The following is a 14,499-nucleotide window of genomic DNA, read 5'->3' on the forward strand; positions in this document are numbered from 1 at the left end:
TCCTAGTACACCGTTACGCCAAAGCCTAGCTCCTGGGCCAGCTTCCGTGCGTCCTCCGCCTGTGCCTCGGCCACCACGCTCAGCGGGTACGCGTCGCTATCCAGCGTCAGTAGCACCAGCGCCAGCCCTAGAGGCTCCAGCGCCTCCTGCAAAGCGTCCAGCGCCTCGGGCCCCTTGCCCGCTGCTGTTAGCCGCAGCCGCTCGGGCCGCTGCTGCTGCTCCAGGATGTCATTCAGGCCCTCGGCCGTTTCGGCGGCGGGGTCCTGGTAGTCACTTTCCCACAGCAAGTCCTCGCTCAATAGCGCGTCGATGAGGGCCACGTCGCGCAGCTCCTGCGCGGGCAGCTCACTGCCGTCCATGCCGCGCTCGCCCAATTCCTCGGCGTACTGCATCTGGTAGGCGCTCGGGTCGCGGAGCGCCAGCGCCAGCCGCGCCTCCATGCGCTGCGTAGCAGCCGCATCAGCAAGACTAAAAAACCGAATAAAGGCATTCAAAGAATCCATAAAAAAACAAATCAAAGTGTTTCCCCCAAACAAAGAAAGGCTGCCCAAAGGCAGCCTTTCCCATACTTCTCGCATAGTCAGCGCGCCGTAGGCGGGCGTATCTGCGAAATCCGTTTAATCCGCTAAATCTGCGATTTATTCGGCAGTCTTGGCGTAGCGCAGGCGCTCGTTCTCGTCGAGCAGAATCTTGCGCATCCGCACCGACTTGGGCGTTACTTCCAGGTACTCATCCTTTTGGATGTATTCCATGGCTTCTTCGAGCGAGAACTGACGCTTAGGTACAATCTTAGCGTTGTCATCCGTGCCCGAGGCGCGCATGTTGGTCAGCTTCTTGCCCTTCTGGATGTTGATGGTCAAGTCGTTGGGGCGGGTGTGCTCGCCGATAACCTGGCCAGCGTACACTTCCTCACCTGGGTCCACGAAGAACGAACCACGGTCCTGCATCTTATCGATGGTGTAAGCCGTGCCGGGGCCGGTTTCCAACGAAATCAGCGAGCCCGCGATGCGGCCCGGAATCGGACCCTTGTGCTCTTCGTAATCCACGAAGCGGTGGTTCATGATGGCTTCGCCGCCGGTAGCCGTCAGCACGTTGTTACGCAGGCCGATGAGGCCGCGCGACGGAATGGTGAATTCCAAGTGCTGCAAGTCGCCCTTCGGCTCCATGATGGTCATTTCGCCTTTGCGCATGCTCACCAGCTCGATTACCTTACCGGCCGACTCCTCGGGCACGTCCACCACGAGTAGCTCGATGGGCTCGGTGCGTTTGCCGTTCTCGTCTTCTTTGAACAGCACCTGGGGCTGGCCCACTTGCAGCTCGTAGCCTTCGCGGCGCATGGTTTCAATCAGTACCGACAAGTGCAGAATACCGCGGCCGAACACCAGGAAGGTATCCTCCTTATCGGTAGCCTCCACGCGCAGGGCGAGGTTTTTCTCGGTTTCCTTGAACAGACGGTCGCGCAAGTGACGCGAAGTCACGAATTTACCTTCCTTGCCAAAAAACGGCGAGTTGTTAATTGTGAACAACATGTTCATCGTCGGCTCGTCGATGCTGATGCGCTCGAGCTGCTCAGGGTTGTCAGCGTCGGCCAGCGTATCGCCGATGTCGAAACCCTCGATGCCCGAAACGGCGCAGATTTCACCGCTGCCTACCGAGTCCACTTTTACGCGGCCTAGGCCTTCAAATACGTGGAGTTCACGCACTTTTACTTTCTTGATGCTACCGTCAGCTTTCATCAGGCTCATATTGGAGCCTTCCGTCAGCGTGCCGCGGTGTACGCGGCCAATAGCGATACGACCCACGAACGCCGAGTAGTCGAGCGACGTAATCTGCATCTGGGGCGTGCCATCCAGCACCGGCGCAGCCGGGATGGACGCCACTACCGCATCAAGCAGCGGAATGAGGTTGTCAGTTTTTGCTTTCCAATCGGTGCTCATCCAGCCCTGCTTCGACGAACCATACAAGGTCACGAAATCAAGTTGGTCTTCCGAGGCGCCTAGGTTGAACATGAGGTCGAAAACCTGCTCGTGTACCTCGTCGGGGCGGCAGTTTTCCTTGTCCACTTTGTTCACCACTACGATGGGCTTCAGGCCCAAGTCGATGGCTTTGCCCAGCACGAAGCGGGTCTGCGGCATGGCGCCCTCAAAGGCATCCACGAGCAACAGTACGCCGTCGGCCAGCTTCAACACGCGCTCTACCTCGCCGCCGAAGTCGGCGTGACCAGGAGTGTCGATGATGTTGATTTTCACGCCATTATAGCGTACCGACACGTTCTTCGATACGATAGTAATGCCGCGCTCGCGCTCCAGGGGGTTGTCGTCGAGGATAAGGTCGTCGAAGTGCTGATGCGCATCGAAAATCTTGGAGGCGTGGATAATCTTATCCACCAAAGTCGTCTTGCCGTGGTCAACGTGGGCAATGATGGCGATATTCCGAATGTTCTGGGTCATACGTATGTTTTTGCGGCCGCAAAGGTACGGAGTCTCAAGTGGAAAACCCTAGCCGCGTTAATTATCTAATTACTAGTTTGCCGGAATACAGACAGTTTAGGCCAGTCAAAGATTCCATTTTAGCTATTTTAGATAAGCCCGACCAGACATCCGAACGACTTGGTTTGTGCGTTTGTTAGCCACTCATACCTCCTGCTTTCTTCGCCATGCGCCTTTCTTTGCTCCCTCTTTTGCTGAGCGCCCTCGCTTTTACGCCGGCCTGCTCGCAGAGCCACGCCGACCAGTCTAAAACCGTGGCTGCGGTGCCCGCCGGCCCCCACGGCGCTTCCGTTACGGAGGGTAAATACCCGCAGCCCAAGCCCGTCACGGGTAAGCCCGGCGAATACGCAGTGGTGAAAACCGACGCCGAATGGAAAAAACAGCTTACGCCCGAGCAGTACTATATTCTGCGCCAAGAGGGTACTGAGCGGCCCTTCACCGGCAAATACCACGACAATCACGCAACGGGTACCTATTACTGCGCCGCCGACCACAACCTGCTGTTTTCTAGTGATACCAAGTTCGATTCGGGCACTGGCTGGCCCAGCTTTTTCGCGCCGGCTACGGTGGCCAGCGTCAAGGTGAAGTCGGATGAGAGCTTTGGCATGAGCCGCGACGAAATCGTGTGCGCTAAGTGCGGCGGCCATCTCGGCCATGTCTTCGATGATGGTCCCAAGCCCACCGGCCAGCGCTACTGCATGGATGGCAACGCGCTGCTGTTCGAAAAGAAATAGACCGAACTCCCAGCTTCAACTCTCGTTTAAAGAAGGCGACCCACCTAGGGTCGCCTTCTTCATTGATTATCATGTCCTTTCATACTCATTTGCGCTTAGCTTGCTTGGCCGCCTCAGCCCTGCTGGTGAGCTGCACGGCCACCGAGCAAACCGCCGAAAACGCGGCCCCGCGCAGCATTCCTACCGAAGTAAATTCGGACGCTGACCGCCGCGCCATCTACCAGTCCAACGGTACCATCAGCCGGGCCGGGGTGCCCGTGCCCGACGCCACCCCCAACGTGATGCGCCTCGGCGAAGATGCCTCCGACATCAACCGCACCAAGCGCCCCGAAACCCTCAATACCAACGACCCCAACCTCACCACGCCAGAAACGCGCCTGCGCCGCATCGACCAGTCCATTGCCGACACTTTGCGCCGGCCCTAGGGTATAAAAATGGCCTTAGCTACCTAGAAAATCGACTTTGTGCTTAATGAAGTCGGTTTCCTAGGTAGCTAAGGCTACTGAGTGAAGTGCGCTGTGCTACACGGTATCTATTGTTACGCCATCATTAGCGCTGGCCGCAGGTGTGCTTAGGTTGGTGGCGCTATCCGTAACCAACGCGTCGGCAGTGGCGCGTTTGGGCCGGCCCGGCCCGCGGCTGGGGCTGGCTGCTGGGGCTGGGCTAGCGGTTGGTTTGCTAGTAGCGCGGCCCCGCTTGCTCGCTGCTGGGGCCGGGGTAGCGGCAGCCGGCTGGGCCTTGCCCGGCGAGGGTGTTTTACTGGCAGTACCCTTCTTGGGGCTGGTGCCTTTGGTGCTGTTGCTGTTGGTAGCGACATCGGCGGTCTCCGCGGCGGGGGCGGGGAAGCTGAGGTCAGCGCTGCGGCCCGGCGCCACAGAATCGTAGTGGCGCACGATAGTGTGCAGGGCCTGCTCAAACATGCGCTCGGTGTCCACGTCGAGGCGGCGCGTCGCCTCTTTTACTACCTCTTTCAGTTTGGCCTTCGTTTCTTTGCGAATGCGAGTGACCACTTCGCTCATGCGCGCATCAAGCTCTTTCTGCAATTGCTTGGCGGCTGTTTTAAGCGTTTCCTTTTGGCCAGCCTTTTTTTCGGCGCGGCTATCGGTGAGGTCTTGGTTGGCGTGGCGGCTGGCTTTGTCAGCTTTGCGCTGAGCTTTTTCCTGGGGCGTGCGCTTGGGTGGCGCTACGGCGTCAGCGGTTTCGGAGTTAGTCTTTTTGGCCATGAGTAAAGGTTGAATTGGGAATAAAAAAGTAAAAAGCCGACTGAAATTCACACCGTTGTGCCGGGTATAATTACCTGATTTGCAAACGGGCATCCCGCTTATTTTGTTGGCCCCCACGTTTCTCGTTTAAAATCGGTTTCTTAGCTAGAAGTAGTTTTTGTGGCGAAGCAAGATTAATAATTATCAGCAGTAAAAACCAAGCTGCCGGATAGTAACTAATTAATTGCGCCAATAGATTGATATTATTGTTCTCTTTGTAATGAGCTTACTACCAGAGCGTTATACCGTTACGGCAGCGCTGCCATACGCCAACGGTCCCGTGCACATTGGCCACTTGGCCGGCGTGTATTTACCAGCCGATATTTACGTGCGCTATTTGCGCGCTCAAAACCGCGACGTAAAATTTATTTGCGGCTCCGATGAGCACGGCGTGCCGATTACCATCCGGGCTCAGAAAGAAGGCGTTACGCCGCAGCAGATTGTCGATAAATACCACAAAATAATCGGCGATTCTTTTCGCGATTTTAACGTGTCGTTCGACGTGTATTCGCGTACTTCTTCCAAAACCCACGCCGAAGTTTCGAGTGAGTTTTTCAAGAAACTATACGCCGACGATAAATTCATCGAGCAAACCACGCAGCAGCTTTACGACGAGCAGGCCAGCCAGTTCTTAGCTGACCGCTACGTAGTGGGCACCTGCCCCAACTGCGGCAACGAAAACGCCTATGGTGACCAGTGCGAGCGCTGCGGCACCTCGCTCAGCCCCACCGAATTAATTAATCCGCGCTCGATGCTGAGCGGCAACACGCCGGTGCTGCGCGAAACCAAGCACTGGTTTTTGCCCCTGAACGAGTACGAGCCCTGGCTGCGCGAATGGATAGTTGAAGGCCACAAAAACGATTGGAAAACCAACGTTTACGGCCAGTGTAAATCGTGGATTGACCAGGGCCTGCACGCCCGCGCCGTGACGCGCGACCTCGATTGGGGCGTGCCCGTGCCGGTGCCCGGCGCCGAAGGTAAAGTGCTGTACGTCTGGTTTGATGCGCCCATCGGCTACATCTCGGCCACCAAGGAAGGCTTCCCTGACGAGTGGCAGAAATACTGGCAGGACCCCGGTACCAAGCTGGTGCATTTTATCGGTAAGGATAACATCGTTTTTCACTGCATTATTTTCCCGGTAATGCTGAAGGCGCACGGCGATTATATCCTGCCCGACAACGTGCCCGCCAACGAGTTTTTGAATCTGGAGGGTGATAAAATCAGCACCTCGCGCAACTGGGCCGTTTGGCTGCACGAGTACCTAGCCGACTTCCCCGGCCAGGCCGATGTGCTGCGCTACGTGCTCTGCGCCAACGCGCCCGAAACCAAGGATAACGACTTCACTTGGAAGGACTTCCAGGCGCGCAACAATAATGAGCTGGTTGCGACCCTAGGTAACTTTGTGAACCGCGCAGCGGTGCTTACGCAGAAGTTCTTTGAGGGCAAAGTACCCGAGCGCGGCGAGCTCACCGAACTGGATGAAGAGGTCTTCCGACAGGTAGCCGAGTTCCCGAACCGCGTGGGCGAATTAATCGAAAACTACCGCTTCCGCGACGCGCTGGCCGAGGTGCTGAACCTCGCCCGCGTCGGTAATAAGTACCTAGCGGAAACCGAGCCTTGGAAACTCATTAAAACCGATGCGGCGCGCACCGGTACTGTGTTGCACGTGGCGTTGCAAGTGGCCGCCGCGTTGGTGCCGCTGCTCACGCCCTTTCTACCCGATTCGGCCGATAAGCTGGCGAAAATGCTGAATTTCCAGCCCGGTGATTGGCAGAGCGCTGCCCGCGCCGAGCAGCTGCCCGCCGGCCACCAATTACAAGAACCGGCGCTGCTATTTGCTAAAATCGAGGATGCAGTGGTGAATGCGCAAGTACAGAAGCTGCTCGATACCAAGCAAGCCAACACCTTGGCCAACACGCCTGTAACGGCCACGAAGGAAAACGTAAGCTTCGAGGAGTTTGGTAAAATGGACTTGCGCGTCGGCACCATTATCGCCGCCGAAAAAGTCGCTAAAACCAAGAAGTTACTCAAGCTGACCATCGATACGGGTCTCGACCAGCGTACGATTGTGAGTGGCATTGCCGAGTCGTTTATTCCCGAAGCGCTGATTGGGCAGCAGGCGATGGTGCTGCTAAACCTAGCGCCCCGCGAAATAAAAGGTATTCAGAGCCAGGGCATGTTGCTGCTGGCTGAGAATGCGGATGGTAGCCTAGCGCTGATGCAGCCCGGTACGGCCGTACGCAACGGCAGCAGCATTTTGTAGTTGGATGTAGAGACGCAATAATCTGCGTCCATACATCAAAAAAAGCCGGTCGCTAACTAGTAGCGGCCGGCTTTTCTTATTTCACATTCACCACGTTCATCGCGCGCTCTAGTCCCATTGAGCCGAAGGCCACTATCGCCTCACCCGCCTTTTCGATGCGCAGTGACAAGTCAATCTGCTCATCGGCTGAGAAAGGGTCCAGCACATAATCAACCTGCCGGCCTTTAGGAAAATTGGCATCGACGCCGAAGCGCAGCCGGGCATACACATCGGTACCTAGGGTGGCCTGAATGTCTTTCAAGCCGTTGTGCCCGCCGGCCGAGCCCTGGCCCTTCAGGCGCAACTTGCCGAAGGGCAGGGCTAGGTCGTCGGTCACGACAATCATATTCTCGACCGGAATTTTGAGCGCGCTCAACCAATGTTGCGCAGCTTTGCCACTGAGATTCATAAACGTAGTGGGCTTCACCAAAACGTAGGTGTGCCCCTTGCTTTTAAATTCGGTAGTGAACGCGTGGCGGCCCAGCACGAAGCGCGGCGCCTCAAATTTTTGTGCCAGATAATCGGCCACCATAAAGCCAATATTATGGCGCGTGTCGGCGTATTCGGGGCCAATATTGCCCAAGGCAAGAACCAAGAAGACCACAGATTTAACGGATTTAACGGATTGCGCGGGTACGCCGCTGCGCGGCTGGCTTTTTCCGAATGATGTATAATTTGCCTAGCAATACGAATTCTACAAAAGAAAAAGGCTGCCTAACAAAGCAGCCTTTTTCTTTTGCGAAACAGCGAGTAACGAATTTAACCAACCAAACGAACCAAAACAGTCAGCCCGCCGCAGGCGGGCGTATCTGTGCAATCCGTTAAATCCGCTAAATCTGCGATTAACGGTTAGCGGCGAGTTCGCCTTTCAGCGCACGCGGTACGGTTACGGTAGCGATGGGCGCCTGGGCGCTGGTCAGGATAACGTAGTTGGTGGGCTGTACGGCACCTACTTTCACCGACTTACCTAGCTCGAGGGTGCTGATGTCAACTTCCACGTAGTCGGGCAGGTTTTCGGGCAGCGCCTTCACCTTCACCTTACGGATTTTGCTGGCCAATTTGCCACCGGCCAATACGCCCGGCGATACGCCGATGTATTTTACGGGAATGTCCATTTTAACTTCTTTGCCTTCCTTAATTTCCAGGAAGTCAACGTGTAGCAGCATCTCGTTCACGGGGTGATACTGAGCGTCTTGCACGATGGCGCGGAAATGGCTGCCTTCTACGTTCAGGTCCACGATGTGGGCCTCCGGGGTGTACAACAGCTCGCGGAACAGGATGGCGGGCACCGAAAAGTGCACGGCTTCTTGGCCACCGTACAGTACGCAAGGCACTTGGGCGTCGAGGCGCAGTGCCTTAGCGTCCGTTTTGCCGAGATTCGCTCTTTTAAACCCTACAATCTCCAGGCTTTTCATAAAAGAAGTTGATTTGGAATGAATTATCCGCTCGGCAACCCTTGCCGAAACGGGCCGCAAAGGTACGGATTTGGGGCGGTAAAAGCAAGCGGCCGTTGTACCGTGGACCCTGCGGGTCCGCGAGTAGCTACTTAGCTGAATAGCGAGCTGATGCTCTCGTGCGTGACCACGTTGCGAATGGCCCGGGCAAACAGGGGGGCCAGCGAAATCACGCGCACCTTTTCGTTTTCCTCGCGCTGCGGAATCGTGTCGGTCGTAATGAGCTCGGTGAGCTGCGAGGCGCGGATGCGCGCGTGCGCCGGCCCGCTCAGCAGCGGGTGCGTGATGACGGCGCGCACCGAGTTGGCGCCGCGCTCCATCACGAGGTCAGCGGCTTTGCAGATGGTGCCGGCCGTGTCCACTAGGTCATCCACAAACACCACGTCCATGCCCTTCACGTCGCCAATTATCTGCATCGAGGCAATTTCGTTGGCCCGCAGGCGCATCTTGTCGCAGACCACGATTTCGGCCCCAAATTTCTTGGCGAAGGCGCGCGTGCGCACCACGCCGCCCACGTCAGGCGAGGCGAAGATGAGATTTTCCAGGTTCAGCGACTTGATGTAGGGCGCCGTGACGGTGGCGCCGTCGAGGTGGTCGACCGGGATGTCGAAGAAGCCCTGAATCTGGCCCGCGTGCAGGTCGCAGGTCATGAGGCGGTCGGTGCCCACGCTCTGGATGATGTTAGCCACCACTTTGGCCCCGATGCTCACGCGGGGCTTGTCTTTGCGGTCCTGGCGTGCGTAGCCCATGTAGGGCATCACGATATTGACTTTGTGGGCCGAGGCGCGCTTGCAGGCGTCTACCATCAGCATCAGCTCCATCAGGTTTTCGGAGGGCGGGAAGGTGCTTTGGATGAGAAAGACCTCGCAGCCGCGAATGCTTTCGTCAAAGCTTGGCCCTAGCTCATTATCGGCAAAGCGCTGCAGGCTGAGGTTGCCCAGCGGCTGCCCGTAGGCCTCCGCTATTTTGCGGCCTAGCTCCTTAGATGCACTGCCAGCGAATAGTTTAACGTGCGGTTCCATATGGTAAGGTAGAAACAAAAACGCCCGGCAACCTAAAATAGGGGGCCGGGCGAAGGTAAAGAAGTAAAACGCGAAAGGCGCCGGCTTGCTCCCGGGGGGGAGAAGCCAGCGCCTTTGCTAAAGTTGTCGAGCATTGTCGTCGTTGTCCGACCAGGGCTCGAACCTGGACTTTCTTGAATCAAAATCAAGCGTGTTGCCAGTTACACCATCGGACAGTTTCCCTATGGCGGTGTGCCGTTCGGGGCTGCAAAGGTAGCAAGGGAATAATACGAGGCAAGAGCGGAGGCAAAAATTTTTGAAAAAACTTCGTGAACGGTTCCTGAAGGCCGTTTTGTGGGTGGGCCCAACTACCTCCTTTCCTAGGTGGCACACAGCTTTGAAAAGCCCCGTTTAGGGCGTACTTTTGCACCCTCAAAATGTATTAACTTAGTAAAACAAAACCAAATGGCGAATTCGGGCAAAATCACCCAGGTTATCGGCCCCGTGGTGGACGTGAGCTTCGCGGGCGAAAGCGACCTCCCCAACATCTTCGACGCGCTGGAAGTAACCAAAGAAAACGGCCAAGTGGTAATACTGGAGTGCCAGCAGCACTTGGGCGAAGACCGGGTGCGTACCATCGCCATGGACTCGACCGAGGGCATGACCCGTGGCGCCGCCGTGCGCCCCCTAGGCCACGCCATCACGATGCCCACCGGCGACGGTGTGAAGGGCCGCTTGTTCAACGTAATTGGCCAGGCCATCGACGGCATTCCGCAGCCCACGAGCACGGGCGGCCTGCCCATTCACCGCAGCGCCCCGGCGTTCGAGGAATTGGCGACGTCGTCGGAGGTATTTTTCACCGGCATCAAAGTAATTGACCTGCTAGCTCCCTACGTGAAGGGCGGTAAAATTGGCTTGTTCGGCGGTGCCGGCGTAGGCAAAACCGTTCTGATTCAAGAGCTTATCAACAACGTGGCCAAGGCCTACTCGGGCCTGTCGGTGTTTGCCGGCGTGGGCGAGCGTACCCGCGAGGGCAACGACTTGCTGCGCGAATTCATCGAAGCCAACATCATTCGCTACGGCGACGCCTTCAAGCACTCGATGGAAGAGGGCGGCTGGGACCTGAGCAAAGTGGACATGGCCGAGATGGAGAAATCGCAGGCTACCCTCGTGTTCGGCCAGATGAACGAGCCTCCCGGAGCCCGCGCTCGCGTGGCTCTGTCGGGTCTCACGATTGCCGAGAGCTTCCGCGATGGCGACGGCACCGGTGCCGGCCGCGACATCCTGTTCTTCATCGACAACATTTTCCGCTTCACGCAGGCGGGTTCGGAAGTATCGGCTCTGCTGGGCCGGATGCCTTCGGCCGTAGGTTACCAGCCCACGCTGGCCACCGAAATGGGGGCCATGCAAGAGCGCATCACCTCGACCAAGCGCGGCTCGATTACCTCGGTGCAGGCCGTGTATGTGCCGGCCGATGACTTGACCGACCCGGCCCCGGCTAACACCTTTGCCCACTTGGACGCCACAACGGTACTGAGCCGCAAAATCGCCGAGCTGGGCATCTACCCGGCCGTTGACCCGCTGGACTCGACCTCGCGCATCCTCGACGCCACCATCTTGGGTGACGAGCACTACAACACCGCCCAGCGCGTGAAGGAGATTTTGCAGCGCTACAAGGAGCTGCAGGACATTATCGCCATCTTGGGCATGGACGAACTGAGCGAGGAGGATAAGCAGACTGTGAACCGCGCCCGCCGCGTGCAGCGTTTCTTGTCGCAGCCCTTCTTCGTGGCCGAGCAGTTCACTGGCCTGCAAGGCGTGCTGGTTGACATCAAGGACACCATCAAAGGCTTCAACGAAATCATCGACGGCAAGTACGACCACCTCCCGGAGTCGGCCTTCAACTTGGTTGGCAACATCGAAGATGCTGTGGCCAAGGGCGAGCGCCTGATTGCGGAAGCCAAATAAGTTAAGAGATAAGAGTTAAGAGTTAAGAGTTGCCGAACGCAGCTACCAACTCTTAACTCTTAACTTTTAGCTCTTAACCAACAAGAGTTATGCATTTAGAAATCATCACCCCCGACCGGAAGGTCTACGAAGGCGAAGCCACTTCGGTGCGCTTTCCGGGTACCGATGGCTCGTTTGAAGTGCTCAACAACCACGCCCCGCTCATTGCGGCCCTGAAAGAGGGCGACGTGATAGTGACGGGCGCGGGCGGCGGCACGTTTCACATCGGTGGCGGCATCGTGGAGGTGCTGCGCAACAAAGTGACGGTGCTGGCTGAGTCGGCTTTGGCCTAGGTCACTCGTTTCGTAGTTTACACAAGAGAGCGCTCGCTCTGGCTTCGGCCGGGGCGGGCGCTTTTGCGTAGCTGGGCGGAGAAGGTGCGTGCCTGCTAGTGGCTCGCTTTCGCGGCTTACGACTTTGCTCGGTGCGGCAAAAGGCTGGCTTTGGTCGAACTGCTTCTGACCCGATAATTGGGCCAGCGTACTGAGCTATTGTAATCAGGAATATTACTATGCTTTCACCAATAATAGCGCGGAGGCGTATAAGTGGTCTGTGCAAGCGGATAAGTGCAATCTTAGCAACTTATGATAACTCAACATTTTGCTGCGCATCAGCTTAGTAGTTAGGGATAAAATGACGTTAAGAGGACATCTTACTTGTCGTTATTAATTCCCCGATTTTAAGCAGAACTACCAGTTTTACGCCGCCGAACTGCAGAATCTGCAAGCAGCTTCTCCCACCTTTTATGAACAATATCGAAACTAATATTTACTCGCCCCGCCAACGCTACCTGCTGCTCATCGTGACGCTGATAGTGCTGGGGCTACTCACGCTTTACGGGCTGCTGGGTTACCTCACGGCTTTTTTAGGAGCGGGCATCCTCTATGTGGTGCTACGGCCGTGGTTTACGGCGCTGGTACACAAGCGCAAGTGGAACCGCACGCTGGTGACGGTGATGCTGCTATTGTTTGCAGTGGTGGTGCTCATCATTCCGTTTTTTGCGCTTACCTCGCTGCTCATCGATAAGGTGCGGATAGTGGCCCAGAATACCGACCAGATTCTGGCCACCGTGCAGGGCATTGAGCGCAAGCTGGGAATGCAGGTGACTGACCAAGCGCAGGTACGCACCTTGCTGCAGCAGGGCGCTACCAAAGTGAGCCAGTGGATACCTACACTAGCCAGCAGCGTGCTAAATGTCATTGTGATAGTGGGCCTGATGCTCTTCACGATGTACTATCTGTTTACTCAGGAAGAGGCTTTTCTGGCGGGGCTGCACCGCTACCTACCCTTCCGCGAAAAGACGCTGGACGAGCTGAGCGAATCGCTACGCAACAACGTGAACGCCAACGTACTAGGTCAGGGTATTGTGGCCATTGTGCAGGGTTTGCTCACGGGCCTGACGCTGTGGGGCTTTGGGGTGCCTAGCCCAGGTTTTTGGACGGTTGTCGCGTTTTTCATGGCCTTTATCCCGGTGCTGGGCACGCCGCTGGTTTGGGGGCCGGCCGCGCTCTACCAGATTGCGCAGGGACACACGGGGCAGGGTATCGGTATTCTGCTGGTGGGCGTTATCGTTATCATCAACATTGACAACGTGTTGCGCATTCAGCTAGGCAAGTACATGGGTGATATCCACCCGTGGGTAACGCTGGTAGGCCTGACGCTGGGCGTGGATATTTTTGGCATCGTGGGCCTGGTTATCGGGCCGTTGCTGCTCTCGTACTTCGTGGTGTTAATGCAGGTGTTCGCCCGCGAGAACCGGGTGCTATTGCATCTGGTACCCAATTCGGTAACGGGTAAAGCTGAGGAGATAATCGATAAGTCGATGGAAGTGCGCGATGAAGCCGAGGAAGTGCGCCGCACGCAGTAGCGTAGTGGGCAGGAGCAAGGCGCGGGCCCTACCTTCGCCCTCCTATGGACCTGACCCCGATTCACCCAAAAGTCACCCCGATTTACCAGACTTCGGTCTTCAAATTCAGCTCGCTGGCTGAGCTGGAAACCTACTACACGGCCCCCGACCACGGCGGCATGTACGGCTATTCGCGCTCTGAACACCCCAATTCGGATGAGCTAGTGGCCGAGGTAGCTCGCCTGGAGGGCGCCGCGGGTGGCGTGGCCACTGGCGCCGGCTTAGCCGGGCTGCTGGCGGCCGTACTGGCCACCTGCCAGGCCGGCGACCACGTGCTGTGCCCCGCCGAGCTCTATGGTGGCTCGGTGGTCCTGCTGTCAAAGGAGTTGAGCCGCCTAGGTATCGAAACGACCTACGTACCGCTGGATGACCTTTACGACCTTGGTCAGCACCGCCAGCCCAATACCAAGCTGGTGCTGGCCGAAGTATTAAGCAACCCGCTACTGAAGGTGCTCGATGGGCCACGCTTGGCGCAGGCTTGCCGTGAGCAGGGCATTTTGCTGCTCATTGACAGCTCGTTTACCTCGCCCGTGCTGACGCGGCCGCTCGACTGGGGCGCCGACCTAGTGTGGCACTCGGCCACGAAGTACCTAGGTGGCCACTCCGACGTAACGGCCGGCGTGGTGGTAGCCAACGACCCGGACCTAAATAAGCGCCTGCGGCAAGTAGCCACCAACCTAGGGCTGATGCTGGCGCCGCTGGATAGCTGGCTGGCCGTGCGGGGCCTCAAAACGCTGCTCCTGCGCATGCGGCAGCACTCCGAAAACGCGCTGGCCGTGGCCCGTTTCCTGGCCAAGCACCCGGCCGTGGCGCAGGTGTTTTATCCGGGCCTGGAAACGCACCCTGGCCACGGCTTGGCCGAGGCTCAGCTGCTGAACGGCTTGTACGGCGGCATGCTCTCGGTGCGGCTGGCTGACGACACGGTGGCCGCCGCCGATGCTTTCGTGCAGCGTACCAAGCTCTTTCCACTGGCGCCCTCGCTGGCCGGCGTAGCCTCGTCATGCTCGTATCCCACGGCAACTTCGCACCGCGGCCTCACGGAGGAGCAGCGCCGCGCCCTAGGTATCTCGCCGGGTGTGCTGCGCCTGAGCGTGGGTATTGAAGAGCCCGCCGAGCTGCTGGCTGACTTGGCGCAGGCGCTGGGGTAGCGCTTTGTTGCGGGGGCAGGAAGCGCTTTTGGCTGGATGGCAAAAGTCTGATAAAAACCAAGTAGTATGCTTTAAGCCAAGTGCTTGCGGTAGAAGACGGGGGAATTGAAAGCTCCTGAAAGGTGATATTTCGCAGTTGTTGGCAGCAAGGCGGGGCCGTATTTCGCCTCAGCAATGTCGGTGGGGCCCTAGGGCG

13 protein-coding genes and 1 tRNA gene are annotated in these 14,499 nt (G+C 57.5%); 7 read left to right on the top strand and 7 right to left on the bottom strand.

All coding sequences use genetic code 11. From position 1 onward, the window contains the following. Positions 1–2: 2 nt before the first annotated feature. Positions 3–503, bottom strand: coding sequence for a DUF6630 family protein (locus ACFSDX_RS04815; RefSeq protein ID WP_382312053.1), 501 nt, complete (start codon positions 501–503; stop codon positions 3–5). Positions 504–638: 135 nt separating this feature from the next. Further along, positions 639–2,450, bottom strand: coding sequence for a translational GTPase TypA (typA, locus tag ACFSDX_RS04820; RefSeq protein ID WP_382312054.1), 1,812 nt, complete (start codon positions 2,448–2,450; stop codon positions 639–641). A gap of 218 nt (positions 2,451–2,668) precedes the next feature. On the opposite strand from typA, the gene msrB reads away from it, so the two are divergent. Together msrB and ACFSDX_RS04830 are read left to right on the top strand one after the other, a co-directional pair. After that, on the top strand, positions 2,669–3,223 hold the full coding sequence (msrB, locus tag ACFSDX_RS04825) for a peptide-methionine (R)-S-oxide reductase MsrB (protein WP_382312055.1): 555 nt from the start codon (positions 2,669–2,671) through the stop codon (positions 3,221–3,223). A gap of 71 nt (positions 3,224–3,294) precedes the next feature. After that, positions 3,295–3,648 carry a hypothetical protein gene (locus ACFSDX_RS04830; protein ID WP_382312056.1) on the top strand — a complete coding sequence of 118 codons (354 nt, stop codon included), beginning with the start codon at positions 3,295–3,297 and terminating at the stop codon, positions 3,646–3,648. Positions 3,649–3,744: 96 nt separating this feature from the next. On the opposite strand, the gene ACFSDX_RS04835 is transcribed toward ACFSDX_RS04830, so the two are convergent. Further along, entirely contained in the window at positions 3,745–4,446 is a 702-nt protein-coding gene (locus tag ACFSDX_RS04835; protein ID WP_382312057.1) for a hypothetical protein, read from the bottom strand. 259 nt (positions 4,447–4,705) lie between these two features. On the opposite strand from ACFSDX_RS04835, the gene metG reads away from it, so the two are divergent. Continuing rightward, positions 4,706–6,748 carry a methionine--tRNA ligase gene (gene metG / locus ACFSDX_RS04840; protein WP_382312059.1) on the top strand — a complete coding sequence of 681 codons (2,043 nt, stop codon included), beginning with the start codon at positions 4,706–4,708 and terminating at the stop codon, positions 6,746–6,748. Positions 6,749–6,824: 76 nt separating this feature from the next. Here the strand turns inward: metG and pth are convergent, their stop codons facing one another. The 4 genes from pth to ACFSDX_RS04860 form a co-directional block, all read right to left on the bottom strand. Beyond that, positions 6,825–7,391: an aminoacyl-tRNA hydrolase gene (gene pth, locus ACFSDX_RS04845; protein ID WP_382312060.1), complete on the bottom strand. Its 567-nt coding sequence runs from the start codon at positions 7,389–7,391 to the stop codon at positions 6,825–6,827. Positions 7,392–7,629: 238 nt separating this feature from the next. Continuing rightward, positions 7,630–8,202, bottom strand: coding sequence for a 50S ribosomal protein L25/general stress protein Ctc (locus ACFSDX_RS04850; RefSeq protein ID WP_382312061.1), 573 nt, complete (start codon positions 8,200–8,202; stop codon positions 7,630–7,632). 131 nt (positions 8,203–8,333) lie between these two features. Further along, the gene (locus ACFSDX_RS04855; RefSeq protein WP_382312062.1) at positions 8,334–9,263 is read right to left on the bottom strand and encodes a ribose-phosphate pyrophosphokinase; all 930 of its coding nucleotides are present in this window, start codon (positions 9,261–9,263) and stop codon (positions 8,334–8,336) included. A gap of 142 nt (positions 9,264–9,405) precedes the next feature. Then, a tRNA-Gln gene (locus tag ACFSDX_RS04860) sits at positions 9,406–9,478 on the bottom strand. Positions 9,479–9,707: 229 nt separating this feature from the next. Between ACFSDX_RS04860 and atpD the strand changes: the two genes are divergently transcribed. The 4 genes from atpD to ACFSDX_RS04880 all read left to right on the top strand — a co-directional run bounded on the left by atpD (position 9,708) and on the right by ACFSDX_RS04880 (position 14,303). Next, positions 9,708–11,210: a F0F1 ATP synthase subunit beta gene (gene atpD, locus ACFSDX_RS04865; RefSeq protein ID WP_382312063.1), complete on the top strand. Its 1,503-nt coding sequence runs from the start codon at positions 9,708–9,710 to the stop codon at positions 11,208–11,210. Positions 11,211–11,299: 89 nt separating this feature from the next. Next, a complete protein-coding gene (gene atpC, locus ACFSDX_RS04870) occupies positions 11,300–11,542 on the top strand; it encodes an ATP synthase F1 subunit epsilon (RefSeq protein WP_382312064.1) in 243 nt (80 codons plus the stop codon). 452 nt (positions 11,543–11,994) lie between these two features. Beyond that, the gene (locus ACFSDX_RS04875; RefSeq protein WP_382312065.1) at positions 11,995–13,116 is read left to right on the top strand and encodes an AI-2E family transporter; all 1,122 of its coding nucleotides are present in this window, start codon (positions 11,995–11,997) and stop codon (positions 13,114–13,116) included. A gap of 44 nt (positions 13,117–13,160) precedes the next feature. Next, the gene (locus tag ACFSDX_RS04880; protein ID WP_382312066.1) at positions 13,161–14,303 is read left to right on the top strand and encodes a trans-sulfuration enzyme family protein; all 1,143 of its coding nucleotides are present in this window, start codon (positions 13,161–13,163) and stop codon (positions 14,301–14,303) included. Positions 14,304–14,499: the final 196 nt, after the last annotated feature.

It is taken from the genome of Hymenobacter bucti, assembly GCF_042681145.1.
In the GTDB taxonomy this organism is placed as follows: Bacteria; Bacteroidota; Bacteroidia; order Cytophagales; family Hymenobacteraceae; genus Hymenobacter; species Hymenobacter bucti.

Coding starts and splice junctions, on each gene's coding strand:
- ACFSDX_RS04815 (WP_382312053.1), bottom strand. CDS start 503: ATGGATTCTTTGAATGCCTTTATTCGGTTTTTTAGTCTTGCTGATGCG.
- typA (WP_382312054.1), bottom strand. CDS start 2,450: ATGACCCAGAACATTCGGAATATCGCCATCATTGCCCACGTTGACCAC.
- ACFSDX_RS04830 (WP_382312056.1), top strand. CDS start 3,295: ATGTCCTTTCATACTCATTTGCGCTTAGCTTGCTTGGCCGCCTCAGCC.
- ACFSDX_RS04835 (WP_382312057.1), bottom strand. CDS start 4,446: ATGGCCAAAAAGACTAACTCCGAAACCGCTGACGCCGTAGCGCCACCC.
- metG (WP_382312059.1), top strand. CDS start 4,706: ATGAGCTTACTACCAGAGCGTTATACCGTTACGGCAGCGCTGCCATAC.
- ACFSDX_RS04850 (WP_382312061.1), bottom strand. CDS start 8,202: ATGAAAAGCCTGGAGATTGTAGGGTTTAAAAGAGCGAATCTCGGCAAA.
- ACFSDX_RS04855 (WP_382312062.1), bottom strand. CDS start 9,263: ATGGAACCGCACGTTAAACTATTCGCTGGCAGTGCATCTAAGGAGCTA.
- atpD (WP_382312063.1), top strand. CDS start 9,708: ATGGCGAATTCGGGCAAAATCACCCAGGTTATCGGCCCCGTGGTGGAC.
- atpC (WP_382312064.1), top strand. CDS start 11,300: ATGCATTTAGAAATCATCACCCCCGACCGGAAGGTCTACGAAGGCGAA.
- ACFSDX_RS04875 (WP_382312065.1), top strand. CDS start 11,995: ATGAACAATATCGAAACTAATATTTACTCGCCCCGCCAACGCTACCTG.
- ACFSDX_RS04880 (WP_382312066.1), top strand. CDS start 13,161: ATGGACCTGACCCCGATTCACCCAAAAGTCACCCCGATTTACCAGACT.